Origin of the sequence: Pseudoalteromonas sp. Z1A2 (assembly GCF_011378755.1) — a bacterium.
Lineage (GTDB): Bacteria > Pseudomonadota > Gammaproteobacteria > Enterobacterales > Alteromonadaceae > Pseudoalteromonas > Pseudoalteromonas distincta.
Window position 1 is genome coordinate 81,615 of record NZ_WTKX01000019.1, and the last position, 19,343, is coordinate 100,957.

Genomic DNA, 19,343 nt, shown 5'->3' on the forward strand with positions numbered 1-19,343 from the left:
TTACAGAAGGGGTTAGCGTTGACGCATAACCCCTTCTTGCATTGTTGAGGCAACCAAGTTGCCTTGGCGATCAAAAAACTGCCCCCGTACCAAACCACACCCATTACTCGCACTTGGACTATCAATTGAATACAAAATCCAATCATCCATTCTAAATGGACGATGAAACCACATTGCATGATCAATAGTAGCTACTTGCATATTTGGCTGCATAAACGATACACCATGAGGTTGCAATGCAGTTGGTAAAAACTCAAAATCAGACGCATACGCTAATAAGTAATTATGGATACGCTGATCGTCCGGCATTTCACCATTAGCTTTAAACCAAATATGCTTTACCGGCTCCATAACTTCTGGTTTAAACGGGTTATGAAAAGTAACCGGTCGCATTTCAATTGGCATTTCACGGGTAAACTTATTACGGATAACCTCTGGGATATGCGAAGCGTTATCTTGGTAAAACTCAAGCGATGAACGTAATTCTTCAGGTGCGGGAACATCAGGCATTGTCGCTTGATGCGATAACCCACTCTCTTCACCTTGGAATGACGCGGTCATATAAAAAATAGGTTTACCGTACTGAATTGCTTTGACTCGGCGCGTACTAAAGCTCTTTCCATCACGAATAGTTTCAACGTCATAAACAATGGGTTTAGCCGGATCGCCTGGGCGTAAAAAGTAAGAATGTAATGAATGAACTATTCGCCCTTCAGGTAGAGTTTCTTTGGCAGCAGAAAGCGCCTGCCCCATTACTTGACCACCAAATACAGCACCAAAGCCTAAATCTTGGCTTTGTCCTCGATATAAACCTTGCTCAATTTCTTCAAGTGTTAACAACGACAATAAATCATCTAATACTTGGCTCATTATTTCTTCCTCATTACCCTAGTGTCCAAATGATACTATACAATAGTGGGAAGTAAATATTTGTTAGGAATACTGTTATGGCTTACTGGCTATTTAAAACTGAACCCGATGCGTTTTCATTAGATGACTTAAAAAACGCACCAAAACAAACGACTCTTTGGGAAGGTGTGCGTAATTACCAAGCACGAAATTTTATGCGTGACGACGTCAAAGTCGGTGATTCAGTCATGATTTATCATTCAAGCTGCAAACACGTGGGCGTAGCCGGCATTGCCGAGGTTACCAAAGAAGCCTACCCAGACCCCACTCAATTTGATTTAAGCAGCGACTATTACGATGCAAAAGCCACCAGCGACAAACCACGTTGGGTTGTTGTTGAGGTTACTTATCAAAGCCATTTAAAAAAATTAATTAGCCTTAAAGATATTAAAGCCAATGACAATATTACTGAAATCGCACTTAAAAAGGGCGGACGACTATCAATAATGCCTGTTACTAAAAATGACTGGGATGAAATAATCAAAATGGCGCAGTAATACCCTATCGGTTTGACCTAATTTCATTGAGTTTGATATGATCTATATTGACTTATAGCTGGAGGATTAATGAAATTACTGTATTGGTTAGATGAATGGTTAACTCTCCCGCGCAATGAGCAACAAACTCGATTACCCATGACGGGTAATGATTTACTCGGCGATGTATTTGTTAAGTATGATTTTGTTGACGTTAATAAACCCCTGCTTTTTACCTTCTCCCCTGCTGGCACTAACGTGCAAGAGCAAGATCTTCACCCTGATTTTGCACCATGGGGTTATCACTTAGCTCAAAAACAAAACGTAAACGTAATCGCTTTTCAGCATTTAGGTAAAAGTAATTGGTTTCGTAATCGTAATTTAATCTTTTTTCTCGAGCAATTATCAACATTACTTACGCCGTTTAATTGTCGACTTGGCTATGGTTTAAGTCGTGGCGGATTTGCTGTTGGCGCTTTTGCTAAACTATTAAAGCTAAATCAGGTGTTGTTCTTCCATCCAGTAAGTACTAAAAATAAAGAATTAGTACCGTGGGATGACCGCTCTAGTACCGATATAGCTCAGCAGTTTGATTGGCAGCAAGATTATCACGATCTAGATTTAGGAGATGCCCAAGGCTATGTTATTTACGATCCTACTAATCGTATAGACCGAATGCACGCTAAGCGCTATAAGCAGTTAACTCACTTACGAGTATTTGGTATGGGACATGGCACACATGCCACATATTTGAATAAGTTTGGATTTTATAAGCAAGTAGCCGTCGATTTTATCCAGCATCAGCAAATTGATATTGCGCAGTTTCGTCTGCAAACTAAAACCTTACGTTTTAAAGAGGATTATTACAAAAGCCTTAATAAAGCGAATGTAAACTCAGCTCACCGTCAAACACTATTAAGCAAAGCTCATAATATTTTGATTGATGAAAAAGAAGTTCACGTACAGGAACATCAGGCAAAAATTGATATTCAGCCATTAATAGATGTTGCCCTCAAGCATCAAGATGAGCATCCTAATGATGCCATTCAGTTATTAGAAGTTGCTCAACAACTTGTACCTGACGATCCTTTAATTGAGCATAAAATTAAGCAACTAGAAGAGTAGTTACGCCAGTAAAAGCGGCTGTAAAGGCCAACTACTCTATTTGGCCTTTTTCTTTTTGTGCCCATACTTGGGCACAATGGCAAAGTACATCATTAACCCTAACCAAGAAAATATAATTATTCCCATTAGCCAGCCATTCTTTTCATGACCCTGTGTACGCTTACTGTTGAGTACAATAACGACAGGTAATATATAAGCACTTAAAACAACAATTAAAAATACAACTTCATTCATTATTTTTCTAGGCTCGACCAGTCTACTTCACTACTTAATACTCGATCTACCGATATATAGTGCAAAATATCGCCTTCACTTACTTTGTAATCTAATGGTGGATTTAAATCCATATTTTGCGCACTTAAATTATGAGCAACACCCAACAGTATTGCATCATGCTCAAGCTTAAAATGATGAAACAAAGTACCAAACTCCATATCTTTGCAGCCGCTTGGTATTTTCAAACTAAATTGTGTATCACCATGCAAAGTAGATAGCAGCTCCTCTTGCACACGGCTCGAACCTGGATCTTGCATTGAGCGTACGAGTATCTCAGCTGATTTTGCACTACTACACTCTACATTTTGGCAATGCTCTAACATCATCTCAACTTTGGTTTCATCCAAAAAGTGAGCACTTATATGACAATCATCTTTTACTAAGCGACTTATGCGCAGGGCTGTTGTAAATGTCTGATCGTCATCTTGACCATCAATAATCACTTTATCAGCACTACGAATAGCTACCCGCTCTAGTTCAGCTAAATTAGTAAAACTCGTTAAACGTGCAAAATCAACGCTTTCGTTAGCTAAAAAAGGATGATCCATTTGCTCTGTTACCGCGAGTAAAATACGACGGTCAGTACGTTTCGTATCTGCCAAAATGTAATCAATCATCTTTTTTGTACGAGTGTCGTGCCAACCAAAAATAATAATATGGTGGTTACTGTGGGCAAAGTTTTTATCACCAGTCATAGCGCGCCTAATTAAGTAAGTAACAGTTTGTCCTGCTTTTCCTAGCAAAACACCAAATAAAGCTAAACCAAATGGAATTTGTATTAATGCAACCACCCAACGACCAAGATCAGTAGTTGGACTAAAGTCACCATATCCCACTGTTGATGTTGTTACTGTGTAATAGTAAAAAAAGGTAGTAAGCGAGGTTAACGCTTTCTCATTCGCTATAAATAGTAAGCTCCATGTTAATAGCATATGAGTCAAAATAGCTAATGCCACTGCTTGCCAACTCAACTGATCTATATGAGCGCGAACAAGTAACGCTAGCCTTTTAAATATCACCGGCATAATACAAAGTCTTCGTTAGTAAATTATCTATAAACAGTACGTTACTGTAAGCGATGCTTTTAAGCAATGTTTAAGCTTTTAACCGCAAATATTAGACTAAATGCTGTTTGCCAATGGTGATTTTTCATGATTAATTAGCGTTAAAATAATAACCAAAACAGTTGTGCTTATGCTTAATAAAATAGCCCGCCCTTTTACTAAAATTGTAGAGCGTTATCTTCCCGACCCCTTTATATTTGTAATTTTACTTACAATAATTACCCTTGTCAGTGCGAGCTTATTTACAACCGCAACTAACATTGAAGTATTACAAGCGTGGGGAGGTGGGTTTTGGAACTTATTAAGTTTTGCGATGCAAATGCTACTAGTGTTAATTACAGGCTATATGTTGGCAAGTACGCCACCTATAAGTAAGTTATTAGAAAAGCTAGCAACATTTGCAAGCACCGCACCTAAAGCAATTATATTAGTCACGCTTATTTCGCTTTTAGCGAGCTGGATAAATTGGGGATTTGGCTTAGTTATTGGTGCCCTTTTTGCCAAAGCAATTGCTAAACATACTCGTGTTGATTATCGATTATTAGTAGCCAGCGCTTACTCAGGTTTTGTTGTATGGCATGGCGGATTAGCGGGTTCGATTCCTTTAACTATCGCAACCGATGGTCACTTTTCAGAGGCCAGCATTGGTATTATGAGTACAGAGCACACTTTATTTGCGGGCTTTAATATAGCCATATTAGTTGGTTTATTCATTATTATGCCGCTCGTTAATCGCTATATGCTGCCAAGCGAGCAAGAAAGCGTATATATCGACCCAGCTCTTTTACAAGAGACAACACCTAAGCCCACAACAATAACCAGACCTGCCCAACATTTGGAACAAAGTAAACTACTCGGTATGACAATTGGCTTATTAGGTTTGGCATATTTAGGCTATTACTTCTTTATTACTGGCGGAAACTTAAACCTTAATAGCGTTATTGCCGTATTTTTGTTTTTAGCTATTACGCTGCATCAAACACCCCATAATTTACTTAACAGTCTGCAACAAGCAATTCCAAGCGGGGCTGGCATTGTTATTCAATTTCCTTTTTATGCTGGCATTATGGCGGTAATGGTTGATAGCGGATTAGCACAACAGATATCACGTGGCTTTATTGCCGTTGCAGATGCTGATAGCTTGCCATTTTTTAGTTTTATAAGTGCAGGACTCGTTAATATGTTTGTACCCTCTGGCGGCGGCCAATGGGCAGTACAAGCGCCTATTGTTATACCCGCAGCACAAGAGCTAGGTGCCGATATATCTCGCGTTGCAATGGCTGTTGCATGGGGTGATGCGTGGACTAACCTAATTCAACCTTTTTGGGCATTACCCGTCCTTGCTATCGCAGGCTTAAAAGCAAAAGATATTATGGGGTTTTGTGTTGTGCAGCTATTTGTAACTGGGGTTTTTATATCGCTGGTATTGAGCTTTTATTAACTGCAAGCATTGTGCAAAGGCGTGCAATATACGCACGCCTTCATTGCTTTAAGCACTCTCACCTTGCTGACCTAAGTCCACTAATTCACCTGCATTTAAATGATAGACTTTGCCAGCCATATTAATAGTTTCTCGGCGATGAGCAATCATAATCCGTGTGATTGGTAAGTGCTGAATTTGCTCACTTATTTTCGCCTCGTTATCCTTATCTAAATGGCTGGTTGCTTCATCCATAAACAACACGCAGGGCGATTGATACAATGCGCGAGCAAGGAGTAAACGCTGTACTTGACCGCCAGATAAGTTTGATCCCATATCACCTACTAATGAGTTATAACCCATAGTCATTTTGGTAATATCATCATGAATAGCCGCATGACGAGCACACGTCTCTATTTTCAAGTAATTGGGCTGTGGGTCAAAAAAGCTGATGTTATCGGCGATTGAGCCAGCTAACAATGTGTCATCCTGCATCACTGCAGCTATTTGTTTACGGTAGTTTTTAAGGCCAAACTGGGTGATATCTTTACCATCCAGCAGCACTTTACCCGAGGTCGGCTGTAATAACCCCAGCATAATTTTCATTAGCGTAGTTTTACCCGCGCCAGATGGCCCTGTAATCGCAATCGAGTCACCGGTATTCAGCGTTAAATTAACATTATTTAAAATAGGCGCTTGCTCTTCACTGTAACTAAAGCAAATATTCTCGAGCGTAAGCTGGCCTTTAACTTTACCTTCGTCATCACCGGTATAGGCCATTTCACCGTCACGATTAGCTTCTTGTTTCGTGAGTGCTATATCTGCAATACGGTCTAAGTGTAAGCGCATCATTTTGAATTGAATAATTTGCTCAATTAAGTTGGCAAAGCGGCTGGTTAACTGGTTTTTATAAGCAATAAACGCCAGTACCATACCAACAGACAAACTATTGCTCATAACTAGCAATGCAGCAAAGTAAATCACCAATACATTTTCAAGGCCAAATAACAGTTTATTAAATGAATCAAAGCTAATGTTTAAACGCCCTAAACGAATTTCACTGTTTATTACCTCTGCATAACGGTTTTGCCAAATACCTTGGCGCTGCGATTCATTACCAAACAATTTTATAGTTTGCATACCCCGAATATTTTCTAAAAAGTTCGATTGCTCTTTGGCAGATGATTGAATCATTTCTTCGGTGGCTTGATGTAGTGGACGATACAGCGCTAAACGTACTAAGGTGTAAAGCACAATTGCACCTACAACTATTGCAGTGAGCTTTAGCGAATAAATTAGCATCATAATCAATACGGTAATAGCCATCACGCCATCGACCAGTGTTTCTACAAACCCCGTGGTAATACGCTCACGTATTTGCGCTAATGAGCCAAAGCGCGACACAATATCGCCGACATGGCGCGACTCAAAATAATTCATCGGTAGCCGCAATAAGTGCCGGAGTAAGTTCACACCCATTTGCATATTCAAAAGGCTGGAAAGACGTAAAATTAGCCAACTTCGTACCGCATTAGTCACCACCGAAATAATAGCAATCAGCGCAAAACCCATAGCAAGCACCGTTAATAACGATTCATCAAAACTAATGAGTACTTCATCCACCACCCACTGCATATAATAAGGGGTCATCAAGGCAAACAACTGTAATACAAGTGATAATGCTATCAGTTTTAGTAATCCCGCCTTTAAGCCCTTCATGGTGCTCCAAAGTTGGGTAAACTTCATCTGCGCTTTTTCTTGTTTAGCTTCAAACTTACTCGTTGGTGTGAGCTCTAAACAAATACCGGTAAAGTGTTTACTAAACTCATTACTATTTAAACTGCGTTTACCAACAGCTGGGTCGTTAATTGCAAATTTAGCTGAAGATCCTTTACCAGAGACTTTGGTCAATACCACAAAGTGATTCATATCCCAGTGCAATATACACGGCGTTTGCAGTTTATGAACTTCATCAAGCGGGCATTGTAGCGCACGGCTAGCTAGCCCTAAATTATCACCTAGCTCAATCAACTGCTGTAAGTTCATACCCTTTAGATTAGCCGAAAAGCGTTTTCGCATGGCAGGCATATCCAGCTTATGGCCGTGATAACATACCATCATAGCCATAGAGGCTAGGCCGCATTCAGCTATTTCGGATTGGAGTAATAGAGGAGTGCTTTTGCTTATAGAGAAATTTAGATTATTCATACTCTAACTTACAAACATACTTGAATGTGAGGTGAAGCATCAATATTGAAAATCCAGCAATAATAAATAAGGAAAAACTTAATGCTGATATGATTACCATGTAGAAACTTGCAATACCTATATATATAAAAATCTGAAATATTTGAAATAATATTAAATTAAGCCTAATAATTGAATAAAATAAGCTAAAGGAACCCAGAACAAAAAATAAGCCAGAAAAAATAAACTCTCCATCATTAACAAGAAACGCACCTAATATTAGAAAGACTAATGAGATTGAAAAACTATAAGGTTTTCTAATAATTGCATTCATCTTAGTACCTTACATTGAAATAAATTAAAGGCTACAAAGTAGCCTTAAGAAATGTTTACTTTTGCATTTGATAAACATCATATGCGATCATTGCCACACCAACCGCAATACCAACACCTGTTCCGATAGCAATTCCACTCAACAACGCACGACCAAGTATTCTAGCACCAGCTGCAACAGTGCGACTAGAAACACCACCATCAACTTGAGTCAATTCACTCGCAGTTAACTCTCTCATAAATCCCCCTACTTCAATGACTGATATGCTGAGAAGGTAGCAATAGATGCAGCAATTGTACCAATGCTAATCCCTGTGACTTTAACAGCGAATGTTAATAATGGGGGAACTAAAAATACAACTCCACCATTCACTTCTTGAATTTCATTTACGTTTAATTCACGCATAATGTTATACTCCATGTATCCGACGCTTTTTAGTTAAGTCGTCGGGTTGTTAATATGCTCCCCTTCAATAAAGGTGAGCGGTTAATAGGCTAGCTTTAGCTGCTCGCTAAAGTTAACTAAAGCTGGCCGTCTTTTTCGGTTGTTCGCATTTAGCAAACCACCAAAACTTTCAAATTTTTCTTTATTTTATAAAACGCTACACTTAACTTACGCGCCCTTTTAGGCTGTACAGTGGCTCGAGTAACCACTCGATTAATGTGCGCTGCTCCAACATAATATCCGCTTCAAACAACATGCCGCTTTTTAGCTCGAACGCTTTACCATAGGCCTGCATTTGTTGTTGGCTAAGTATTGCCCGCAAGCGGTATACAGGCTCTTGCAGAGCAATGGGCAAGCGTATTTCATTTGGGGTAATGAGTGCCTTATCAATACGGCTAATTTTGCTGTTAATGAAACCAAAGCGTTGATAGGGGAAAGCATCAAAACGCAGGCGCGTATCGTTACCTAGCTGTATAAAGCCCGCTGAACGTGTTGGTAGCAACAACTCTGCTACTAGCTCTGATCCTTCGGGAATAATATGCAACAGTGGTTTGGCTTGGGTAAGTGTTTCGCCCTTAACCACTTGAATGCCAGTAACAACACCGCTGTTACTGGCTGTTATGGTATATTGATAGTTACTTTTAATTTGTGTGAGCTGGTTTTTAATATCCGCTTGTTGGCGTTTAAGACTATTTATACGCAACATATATTGTTGTGGTACGTTGGCAATATTAAAACTAAGTTGGCTTAATTGATTTTCTTGCTGCATCAGCAAGCGCGCTAGGTTTTGTTTTTCTTGCTTAGCATCTAACAGGGCTTGCTGCTGTTGCTCTCGCTCGATGTTTGATAAAAAGCCATTTTTATTAAGTTGATTTAGGTTGCTTTGTTGTCGGTTAAGTAGCCCTAATTTTTCATCAGCTAGAGCTAGTTGACTTTGTAATGCAACTTGCTCATTAGTAAGTGCATGTTTTTGCGCTTGCAAGTTAAGTGATTCTTGCTTTTGTAGGGTAAGGTTTTGTGCTATCTCGTCATTAAGCAACTGTATTTGCATACTTAGCTGCTCAACAAGCTGGGTACTAAAGGCTATGCCTTGGCTGTTATTTTGCTGCACAATAATGGTCGCCAACGGCTGACCTTTAGTAACGGCATCACCCTCTCGTACAAATAGCTGCTCAATCATACCACCTTGACTAGCAAAGCTTTGGATTATCCCTTTATTGGGTATTAAAAACCCCCGTACTGTTTCCTTGCGGGAATATTCTGCTGTAAATAAGAAGCTTATCACTACAATCGCAATACATACCAAAACAAATACGGTAAGTTTTATTGATAATGGTTGTGCTAGCGTAATCACGCCAGTTAAACGCTCACTTTGCTGAGCGACAGCTTCCTTTCTAAATAACATCCAGTTGACTCGCTAAGATTGTTCTAATTTATATTACACTAGAATTCAATTAACAATAAATCAACATAGAAAGTTAAAAAATAAAACATTAATGCAAAAAACTAACTTATTTTGTTGGAAAAATAAAAATACTAGCTCGATAAAATAGTCATCGGCAGGCTCAATATTGGATTTTCTGAATCGGCAAAGTGCATCATTACAGCTACATGCCCAGCTACTACAACTGCATACATAACCGCTGAAAAGCCTTGGCCATATTTATCTAGCGGCATTAAGTGTGAGTAGTGACGGCCTCGCCATTCAAATACAATTTCCAGCGCACCAACAAACAAAAAGAATACCAGTAACATTAAGCCAAAGGTGTAGCTCAGCCATAAGCCAAATAGTACGCCTAATAAGCATACGCTTAAACCAATCCATGAACGCATTGAAAAGCTAATACTTTTTAATACATGCCCGCCATCAAGCGGCAAAATTGGTAACAAGTTAAATAAATTTAATAACGCACTAAGAACCGCCACACCTGCAAATATTTCCATCTCGGTGGCGTAATATAAAACGACACCCAACACCGAGGTAATTAAACCAAATGCAGGCCCCATCAGTGATATAACGACATCTTGCCAACGGGTTGTTATTTTATCGTCACTTACAGCTAGCCCACCAACAAACGGGATTAAGTAAATACCTTTGGTTTTTATGCCAAAGTATTTCATTGCTCGCACATGGCCGTATTCGTGTACGACTAAGCAACCAGTTAGCATTAGTGCAAATTCAATACTAAATAACCACGCATAGCCTGCAACAGAAGCCCCGGCAAGCACTACTTTAATTACCTTAGCACTTTTAAAAAGCTTAAAACCTAATGCAGCTAGCCCTAAAAAGCCTTTTTTAGGTGACCCATTTGTAGGTGCTGGTAACGCAAGTTGTGTTGCAAATTGATCATCTACAAAGAGCGAAATACTTTGCTCTTCCACTGCCGCTGTATCAATACCTATTACTTTGTTGTCGTAAGTAAATTGAAAATAGTTTTCACGAGGGTTATCAAATGTAATGGCTTGTTGCGCGTGAAATACCTGCACAATTTTTTGCCCAGACACCATAAGCGAAAATGGTTGCTCGGCTAAAGTAAGATCTATTCTTATCATAATTAAGACCGTTTAAAATAATGGCGCTAGTATACCTAATCAGCTTAAAAACACGAGTGAAGGTGCTAGGTAACTATTTTCAAAATAAAAGTATTTGATACTGACAAAATAAAAAAACACTACTACTTTTATAGTAACTCCAAGCGATACATTGAAAGGGATAACAGTGAAGAAGATAGTGCCTAATATTTTAGTTGTTGACGATTCAAAAGCAATTTTGATCGTTATGGAAGCTATACTTAACGAATTGGGTATGTCTAACACTATAACTACGTGCCTGAATGCAAAAGAAGCTCTTGAAAAAGTTAAAGAGGATATCAACTACTTTGATGCTATTTTTACTGATCTCAATATGCCCGAAATGGACGGCATGGAACTAATCCGCCACTTAGGAGAGTTACATTATCAAGGCGGTATAATAATTGTTTCTGAAATGGACCATAAAGTTATTAGCTTAGCTGCCAATCTCGCGAAACAACATAACGCGCACCTCATTGGTAATATTTCAAAGCCAGTGCAACTGTCTCAGGTTAGTAGGTTACTTACTAAAGTGGCGCAATTAAACAGCCACACTTTATTAAAAGAGCCAGCCATTTCAAAAGATGAGCTTATTGATGCATTAAAAAACGATGAAATAACGCCTTTTTACCAACCAAAAATAAACGCGGATAACAATAAAATTGAAAGCGTTGAAGTGTTAGCGCGTATTTTATCAAGTAAAGACGACAATATTATTTTACCTTGCCGTTTTATAAATACTGCCGAACAACACAACTTAATTAATCAAATTACATTTTCTCTTTTTGAAAAGGCCACCAGCGAATTCAAAAATATGACAGCACAACTAGGTCATGATTTTAAAATGGCCTTTAACTTATCGCCAACCCAGCTCGATGACCTAAACTGCCCTAATAAATTACTACTTATTTTAGAACTAAACCAACTCACACCTAGTAATATAATTATAGAAATAACAGAACAACATGCACTCTCAAGCCTCATGCAATTAGAAACAGTAAACAGATTAAGAATGCATGGCTTTGGTATATCGCTAGACGATTTTGGTGTTGGTTTTACTAATATGAATCAGCTTCGAAATCTTCCTTTTACTGAAATTAAAATAGACCGTTCACTTATTAGCCATATAGAAACAGATTTATTTTCTCAAGTGGTCGTAAGTTCGTTATTTAATATTACGAGTAAAGATAATTTAGACTTAGTAGCAGAAGGTGTTGAACGACCAGAAGAGCTCGTTTATTTAAGGCATTATAGAAGAAAACTAGCCATACAAGGTTTTTTATTTAGCCGCCCTAAACCACAAGACGAATTTATATCTTGGGCTAAAGATTGGCTAAAAACTGATGGCAGCCCCGCTTAAAGCGGTATTAATATTTAATCGGGGCTGGTTAACTAATTATCACCCCGAGTGTGTTTATCTTCTTCACTGACTATATGCGCACTGCTTGCTAAACGTTTGTGCCAACGCTGCCTTGCTACTGCGCGCATATTAGTAGATTGGTCACGCTCATCTACAATCTCTAACCCCATTAAAGCTTCAATCATATCCTCTAACGTTACAATACCCTGCACGTCACCGTACTCATCAACAACTAAGCATATATGAGTGCGCTTTGTTAAAAGTGTTTGCAGTAACGACGATACGTTCTGAGAAGTTGGTACGGTATAAATAGGCTTAATCAATTTGCTAATTTTGTAATCGGTACCTAAACGGTGAAATGCCAGCATAATATCGTTTTTATGCACAAACCCAACAATATCGTCGCTGTCTTTATCAAATACCAATATACGAGAAAATGACGACGAGCCGTGATCGTTTAAATACTGATTTACTGTTAAGTCTTTGTGGATTTTAAAAATTACAGTTCGAGGCGTCATTAAGTCGCATAATTTTGCATGTCTAAAATGCAATAAATTACGAATTATTTCGGACTCATCCTGATGTAATGCACCCGACTCCGTACCTATATCAGCCATTGCCTCTATCTCTTGACGAATATAGTAAGCCTCATCGTGCTTTGGACCCATTAAATTTGTTAGCTTTTGTGCAAACCATACAAAAGGCTTTAGTGATATAACTAAAAACCGCAAAGCGTAAGTAACACTTGGCGTTAGAGCTCGCCAGTAATTAGCCCCCAAGGTTTTAGGAATAATTTCAGAAAGAATTAATACGAGAAATGTCATAATGGCTGATGCAATACCTACAGCCGCATCGGAAAAAACGACAGCCGCTTGTGCGCCAACTCCCGCTGCACCTGCAGTATGGGCAACTGTATTTAAAGTTAAAATAGCAGCTAAAGGCTGATCTATATTGTTTTTAAGCTTTTCGAGCTGTTTAGCAAGCCCAGGGTGTTTTTTTCTAAGTGATGCAACATAGCTGGGCGAAATACTTAATAACACAGCCTCCATCACAGAACATAAAAACGAAATAACAATCGCCACTACCATATAAACTATCAGTAAAGTCACTTTCTCTCCTCTATATTGGATATGTGAGCATGGTAACAATACATGCTATATTTGGCCAAACTTCCAATAATAATAGGCATAATAATGAAATTTAGCGCACCATGGTGTCATCAAAATAAGCTATTTAAGTACGCAGCAGCTCTTTTAACACTTAGCAGCTTAAGCTTTGCTGCAATAGCTGCACCATTAGATAAATCAAAAATTCAGTTTATCGGCCCACTTGCCGAAGATATGCAGTTAAAGCCTTTTCAGACACCTCATGGCAGTGCGATTATTAACAACCTATTGCCGCAACTACAAGCAGACACCGATAGTTTTTCTATATTTGGGAAAAAACAAAACTGGCAACCGTTTAATAAAATCAATGCGCTCACTTTAGGTGGGTTACAGGCACTAAAATTTAATATTGAAACAACCCGCTTTACGCAAGGTACGCTTACCTTAAAAGGGATTGAGCAAGGGCAGTTATTTATTAATGGCGAACTACAAACAGGCGATAAAAATAGCTATAAGTTAGCTTTAAATAACAGTACTCACACTGTTTTAATAGTAGCCCAGCAAGTAGCTAATTGGCACGATGTAACGCTTGATTTTGCTCCAAAGAGCGAGGTTGATAAAATTACGCTCAGCACTTCACAAACAAAACGTTTATCTGCAAAACAACTGTTTGATGCTCCTACAATTAGCCAATTATCACTCGCACCTAATGCCAAGCAGTACGTTACTACCACTCGCACTTATAGTGATAAAACACAAAATCAAGCAAATACAGTTACTGTACTTAAAGATTCAGACAATCAAACGCTTTATCGCTTTGAAGCAGGCCAACCAAGTAACATTATTTGGAGTCCAGATAACCAATATTTAGTGTATTTGTTAAATGGTGAGCTTAAACAACTTAACCGTAAAAACTTCTCAATAAAAACATTAGCAAACGATTTAGAAGGAGCTAATAGCTTTACCTTTTATAACAACACCAGCCTTTTGTTTAGCTGGTCTAAATCACCCGAGAGCACTAACAGCTTAACTAAGCACTATAAAGGTCTGCAAGATCGCTGGTCGTATGCACGTTCCATCAGCCAAATTTATATGCTTGATACTAAAAGTGGTTTAACAAAAGCACTTAGCCAAGGTCCTCTTTCTTACAGCCTTGAAGATTCAAATAGTAACCGTGGCAAAGTATTAATGAGCCGCCCAGTAATGGCAATGCAGACATCAACTCACCCTGAAACAGAGCTTGTTGAACTCGATTTAAAATCAAACAAGCTTTCATCGCTTGGTAAATTCAAAACGTTTAATTTAGCCAAATACGCAAATAAAGATATTTATGTAGTTGCAGGCCCAGACTTTAAAAATGGCGCAGGCAGAGCACTACCAAAAGCAATGCTTGCTAATAACTACGACGGGCAACTTTACCTACTTACTGAAAGCGGTAAAAACGTAAAAACACTCAGTAAACAATTCGACCCCGCTATTGGCCAACTACACGTTTTAGAAAACGGCGATGCGCTCATTAAAGTAACAGAGCAAGACACTCAACCACTTTACCTATTTGATTTAAGTAAACAGCGCTTTAAAAAGTTAAATACAGGATTGGATATTGTTGAACAATTTAGTTACTCACACGACCGTAATACCGAAATTTTATTAAGTGGCACTAACGCTTTAGCGCCACAACAGCTAAAGCGCCTTAACGTCAGTAAAAATAAAACAGATTTAATATGGGATTCAAAACCAAGTAGCTATGCAAATATACGACTCCCTACATTAGAAGAGTTTAATTTTAAAAATAAACATGGGGTTGAAATAACTGGCCGCGTTTATATTCCTAGCAATTTAGATAAAACTAAAAAGCACCCGGCGCTCGTGTATTACTACGGCGGCACTTCACCAGTTACGCGTGGTTTTACAGGTCGTTATCCGTTTAACTTATGGGCAGAAAATGGCTACATTGTTTATGTAGTACAACCTACTGGCGCAACAGGGTTTGGACAAAAGTTTTCAGCGCAGCATGTTAATGCCTGGGGCGACTACACCGCAGACGATATTATCGAAGGCACACAAGCCTTTTTAAATAAATACAACTATGTTGATAGTAAAAAAGTAGGTAACTTAGGGGCATCGTACGGTGGCTTCATGACCATGTTATTGGCAACTAAAACCGATATATTTAGTGCTTCAATAGCTCATGCGGGTATTTCTAATATTACCTCGTATTGGGGTGAAGGTTGGTGGGGCTACTTATATTCTGGCGAAGCATCAAAAAATAGCTTCCCGTGGAATAACCCTGAGCTTTACAGCCAACATAGCCCTGTATTTCATGCCGACAAAGTAACAACACCTATGCTACTTCTTCATGGTGATAGCGATACCAATGTACCTGTTGGCGAAAGCTTAACAATGTACACTGCACTTAAACTGCTTAATAAGGACGTAGAGTTAATCGAATACAAAGGCGCCGACCATCAAATTTTTGCACGCGATAAACGATTTGATTGGTGGAACACCATGCTCGCATACTTTGATAAAAAGCTAAAAAACGAGCCTCAATGGTGGGACTCGATGTATAAAAATGACTGAGCCTGAACCTTTAAAATAACGACTTAATACAGATTTATTAATAGTAGAATTAATTATTTAGCACCTTTTAATTAGTCTAAAGGTGCTAACCTCATCCTCTAATAACGTCTTATACACCTTTGAAATATTAAGTTACTTAAAACTAATAAACCCCCTTCTCAGCATTTACCTAATGGTGCTACCATACAGAGCTATAAGCATTCAAAATAAAGTACTATGGCTATTAATGTTTTATTGGTTGAAGACGATGAACTACTCGTTAAACGCATCCAAAATCACTTTGCAGATACCGAATTTACAATAGAGGTAGACCCCACTGGCGCTGATGCACTTAACATTGTAAGGCAGCGGGTAAACCTGCGCGGTGCTATATCATTAGCCATAATTGACATTGTCTTACCAAAGCGCGACGGGCTTCAGCTCGCAAAAGAATTAAACACACTGACCGATATTGGCGTTATTGTATTATCGAGTCGTGACTCCCAAGCCGATCGTATTGCAGGTCTTGCACAAGGTGCTGATGACTATATTTGTAAGCCCGTCGATTTACTTGAGTTAGAACTTCGCATGCGCGCGCTCTATAAGCGTGTTGCAGTTAACCTAGAAGACGACGAAAGCGAAGAGTTTATAGAATATGCTGACTTTAAGCTTCATCCTGATAACCGCACATTAATTACTGCTGCGGGCGTTGAGTCACGCTTAACTGAAGCCGAACATAAAGTGCTTATTTGCTTAATTAGTAATGCAGGTAAAGCCACATCCCGTGAAAAAATATCAGAAGAAATAGGCCAGCCCGATTGGAGCCCAAACGATCGTACTGTTGATGTGCTTATTGGTCGTTTACGTAAAAAATTAAATGACGAAAAAGATCAAAAACGCATCGTTACCGTACGCGGTAAAGGCTATATGCTTTCTATTTAATACTTAGTTAATTGCGCAATAAGGCGCTCAAATGCGCGGTAATTAAGTGCTTCTTTAAGCTCATTTAAACTAATGTTTTCAGCGCCTTTTAAATCACTAATAGTCCGCGCCACCTTAATTATTCTATGGTAAGAGCGTGGCGATAAAGACAACTTCTCGCTTGCTCTAGCTAAAAATTGCAACTCTGCAGGCGCAAGTTCACAGTGCACACTCATTTCTTTATTATTAAGTCTCGCATTAACCTTACCTTGGCGTTTTAGCTGCACATAATAAGCAGCCTCAACTCTTGCTCTAACCTCAGCACTGGTTTCCTCTGGTTTGGTACTTTGTAGCTCAACACTCGTTAAACGAGGTAGTTCTATTTGCAAATCAATACGGTCAATAAAAGGCCCTGATACTCGCGATAAATAACGCATAACTTGATCGGGAGTTGCCCGCTTATCAGTATGGCTCCCCGTTGGGCTTGGGTTTAATGCTGTAATAAGCTGAAACTGCGCTGGGAACTCCATTTGCCTAGCTGCACGTGAAATAGTTACTGTGCCGGTCTCCATTGGTTCACGCAGTGAATCAAGCACCTTACGCTCGAATTCCGGTAACTCATCTAAGAAGAGCACACCGTTGTGTGCCAGCGAAATTTCACCAGGCTTGGGATTTGAAGAGCCCCCCACCAAAGCAACAGCTGAGCACGTATGATGCGGATTGCGAAATGGCCGCTGTCGCCAATTAGTTAAATCTATGGATTGTCCAATAATAGAGTAAAGCGCAGCTGTTGAAATAGCTTCATCGTCCGACATAGTAGGCATAATTGTAGCCATTCGCTGGGCCAGCATTGATTTACCAGTACCTGGAGGGCCTAAAAATAGTAAATTATGCCCGCCAGCTGCGGCTATTTCTAATACTCGCTTTGCACCGGGCTGACCTTTAACATCGCTTAAATCGAGCAAAAAATCAGGGGCTTGCGTGCAGTCGGGGTACTCTATATTTAATGGCAAGGGTTGTTGATTAAGTAGGTCGCCCCATACTTCTTGAATAGAGCTTACGGCTTTGCGTTTAACGCCATTAACTAGGCTTGCTAGGCTGTCGTTTGCAAGAGGTAAAAAGCAGCAGCGATCTTCTTCTTTAGCAGCAAGTACCGAAGGTAAAATAGCGTTTACACCACGCACTTCACCATTAAGAGCAAGCTCACCATAAAACTCGTACTTATGAATATCAGGACACACTATTTGCCCAGAGGCGACTAAAATACCCACCGCAATAGCCAGATCAAACCGCCCACCATCTTTTGGTAAGTCGGCTGGGGCTAAATTTACGGTTATTCGTTGATCGGGAAAACCAAATTGTGAGTTTTCGAGTGCGCTACGTACCCTGTCTTTCGACTCTTTAACAGACGCTTCGGGCAGGCCTACAATATGAAAAGCGGGTAAACCATTTCCTAGGTGAACCTCTACAATAACTTCAGGGGCATTTATGCCCACTTGAGCACGAGAAAATATACGAGCTAACGACATTCCTTATCCTAGTAAATGGTGTAATTACACCAGTTTAGTCAGGATATTTAAAAACGTGTAATGTGATTTGCCATTTTATAGCGGCTAAACGAAGTAATAAGGTCATTAACATTCCTAATACCATCGCCATTTCGGTTGCTAACGAAAAACTAATGCCAAGCGTATAAACAGTACCACCCGCTATACAGGTAATAGCGTAAAGCTCCCCCTTTAATAGCATAGGGATCTCGCGTGCAAGCACATCTCGAATTAATCCACCAAAGCAGCCTGTAATTACAGCCATAATTACCGCAGTCATATCGGGCATACCAACAAGCTGTGCTTTTTGCGCCCCCATTACTGCAAAAAAAGCTAACCCAAACGCGTCCGCTGTTTGTAAAATATAATGAGGTATCGGCTTTTGTTTATTTATAAGGCGTGTTGTAACAAATACTGAAGCGAGTATGGCAAAAAAGTAACTTTGATCGTGTAACCAAAACACTGGAACATCTAAAATTAGATCTCGCACTGTACCACCACCAATAGCAGTTACTGTCGCTAAAACTACGACCCCAAAGCCATCCATTTTTTTCTCATACGCTAGCAAAGTGCCCGATACAGCAAACACCGCAATGCCTATTAAATCAAACCAGTGGTAAAGTTCAGTCATATTTGTAACAACCTAAAAATATTTGTGCCGTTTTAACACAAACCAAACAAGGTTTTAAGTAATAACGATTTATTTTAAGAAGTTTATAACATTTTAAAGTGTATCTTAGGGGGGCGGGAGCTTGCGCTTATGAGAAGTGAATGCCTCATGCAGTGAAGATGATCTCACCACTCTCATCAAATTTTAGACATAAAAAAACACGCTTTAAGCGTGTCGTTTCATTCTTATTTATTTCAGTGGTTGCGGAAGCCTGAACTTATAAAAGCTGAACCGACGACCTTCGGGTTATGAGCCTCAATATACACACTAAATTTTAGACATAAAAAAACACGCTTTAAGCGTGCCGTTTCATTCTTATTTATTTCAGTGGTTGCGGGAGCCTGAACTTATAAAAGGTGAACCGACGACCT

General features: G+C 39.3%; 17 protein-coding genes. 6 read left to right on the plus strand and 11 right to left on the minus strand.

Annotation, left to right across the window (positions count from 1 at the left end):
* Positions 1-12: 12 nt before the first annotated feature.
* Complete coding sequence (gene tesB, locus GQR47_RS13780) at positions 13-870, minus strand: acyl-CoA thioesterase II (RefSeq protein WP_024597275.1); 858 nt, start codon at positions 868-870, stop codon at positions 13-15.
* A 77-nt stretch (positions 871-947) separates the two neighbouring features.
* Here tesB and GQR47_RS13785 point away from each other — a divergent pair, with 77 nt between their 5' ends.
* Positions 948-1,406 carry an EVE domain-containing protein gene (locus GQR47_RS13785; RefSeq protein WP_024597276.1) on the plus strand — a complete coding sequence of 153 codons (459 nt, stop codon included), beginning with the start codon at positions 948-950 and terminating at the stop codon, positions 1,404-1,406.
* Between the two features lie 69 nt (positions 1,407-1,475).
* Positions 1,476-2,510 (plus strand): hypothetical protein, encoded by a 1,035-nt coding sequence (locus GQR47_RS13790; protein WP_024597277.1) that lies wholly within the window; start codon positions 1,476-1,478, stop codon positions 2,508-2,510.
* A 36-nt stretch (positions 2,511-2,546) separates the two neighbouring features.
* Here GQR47_RS13790 and GQR47_RS13795 read toward each other — a convergent pair whose 3' ends face one another.
* On the minus strand, positions 2,547-2,744 hold the full coding sequence (locus GQR47_RS13795; RefSeq protein ID WP_002957905.1) for a PLDc N-terminal domain-containing protein: 198 nt from the start codon (positions 2,742-2,744) through the stop codon (positions 2,547-2,549).
* A complete protein-coding gene (locus GQR47_RS13800) occupies positions 2,744-3,811 on the minus strand; it encodes a potassium channel family protein (protein ID WP_024597278.1) in 1,068 nt (355 codons plus the stop codon). Before GQR47_RS13800 ends, GQR47_RS13795 begins: the two co-directional genes overlap by 1 nt.
* Before the next feature lie 169 nt (positions 3,812-3,980).
* Here GQR47_RS13800 and GQR47_RS13805 point away from each other — a divergent pair, with 169 nt between their 5' ends.
* Positions 3,981-5,291, plus strand: coding sequence for a TIGR00366 family protein (locus GQR47_RS13805; RefSeq protein ID WP_024603522.1), 1,311 nt, complete (start codon positions 3,981-3,983; stop codon positions 5,289-5,291).
* Between the two features lie 48 nt (positions 5,292-5,339).
* Here the strand turns inward: GQR47_RS13805 and GQR47_RS13810 are convergent, their stop codons facing one another.
* The 5 genes from GQR47_RS13810 to GQR47_RS13830 form a co-directional block, all read right to left on the minus strand.
* Positions 5,340-7,478, minus strand: a complete 2,139-nt coding sequence (locus tag GQR47_RS13810) for a peptidase domain-containing ABC transporter (protein ID WP_076914934.1) — start codon at positions 7,476-7,478, stop codon at positions 5,340-5,342.
* A gap of 368 nt (positions 7,479-7,846) precedes the next feature.
* Entirely contained in the window at positions 7,847-8,029 is a 183-nt protein-coding gene (locus tag GQR47_RS13815) for a hypothetical protein (RefSeq protein WP_024594667.1), read from the minus strand.
* Between the two features lie 8 nt (positions 8,030-8,037).
* Positions 8,038-8,196 (minus strand): class IIb bacteriocin, lactobin A/cerein 7B family, encoded by a 159-nt coding sequence (locus GQR47_RS13820; protein WP_138740524.1) that lies wholly within the window; start codon positions 8,194-8,196, stop codon positions 8,038-8,040.
* A gap of 202 nt (positions 8,197-8,398) precedes the next feature.
* Positions 8,399-9,640 carry an HlyD family efflux transporter periplasmic adaptor subunit gene (locus GQR47_RS13825; protein WP_024603520.1) on the minus strand — a complete coding sequence of 414 codons (1,242 nt, stop codon included), beginning with the start codon at positions 9,638-9,640 and terminating at the stop codon, positions 8,399-8,401.
* Positions 9,641-9,771: 131 nt separating this feature from the next.
* Complete coding sequence (locus GQR47_RS13830) at positions 9,772-10,788, minus strand: site-2 protease family protein (RefSeq protein WP_165723904.1); 1,017 nt, start codon at positions 10,786-10,788, stop codon at positions 9,772-9,774.
* 166 nt (positions 10,789-10,954) lie between these two features.
* Here GQR47_RS13830 and GQR47_RS13835 point away from each other — a divergent pair, with 166 nt between their 5' ends.
* On the plus strand, positions 10,955-12,166 hold the full coding sequence (locus GQR47_RS13835; protein ID WP_165723905.1) for an EAL domain-containing protein: 1,212 nt from the start codon (positions 10,955-10,957) through the stop codon (positions 12,164-12,166).
* A gap of 32 nt (positions 12,167-12,198) precedes the next feature.
* Here the strand turns inward: GQR47_RS13835 and GQR47_RS13840 are convergent, their stop codons facing one another.
* Positions 12,199-13,275, minus strand: coding sequence for a hemolysin family protein (locus GQR47_RS13840; RefSeq protein WP_165723906.1), 1,077 nt, complete (start codon positions 13,273-13,275; stop codon positions 12,199-12,201).
* A gap of 84 nt (positions 13,276-13,359) precedes the next feature.
* Between GQR47_RS13840 and GQR47_RS13845 the strand changes: the two genes are divergently transcribed.
* Positions 13,360-15,855 carry a prolyl oligopeptidase family serine peptidase gene (locus GQR47_RS13845; RefSeq protein ID WP_024597648.1) on the plus strand — a complete coding sequence of 832 codons (2,496 nt, stop codon included), beginning with the start codon at positions 13,360-13,362 and terminating at the stop codon, positions 15,853-15,855.
* A 216-nt stretch (positions 15,856-16,071) separates the two neighbouring features.
* Positions 16,072-16,776, plus strand: coding sequence for a response regulator transcription factor (locus tag GQR47_RS13850; RefSeq protein ID WP_002957913.1), 705 nt, complete (start codon positions 16,072-16,074; stop codon positions 16,774-16,776).
* On the opposite strand, the gene GQR47_RS13855 is transcribed toward GQR47_RS13850, so the two are convergent.
* Both GQR47_RS13855 and GQR47_RS13860 read right to left on the minus strand, forming a co-directional pair.
* The gene (locus GQR47_RS13855) at positions 16,773-18,284 is read right to left on the minus strand and encodes a YifB family Mg chelatase-like AAA ATPase (protein ID WP_024597647.1); all 1,512 of its coding nucleotides are present in this window, start codon (positions 18,282-18,284) and stop codon (positions 16,773-16,775) included. The two genes, GQR47_RS13850 and GQR47_RS13855, sit on opposite strands and share 4 nt — an antisense overlap.
* A gap of 34 nt (positions 18,285-18,318) precedes the next feature.
* Positions 18,319-18,933, minus strand: coding sequence for a trimeric intracellular cation channel family protein (locus GQR47_RS13860; protein ID WP_002957915.1), 615 nt, complete (start codon positions 18,931-18,933; stop codon positions 18,319-18,321).
* Positions 18,934-19,343 lie beyond the last annotated feature (410 nt).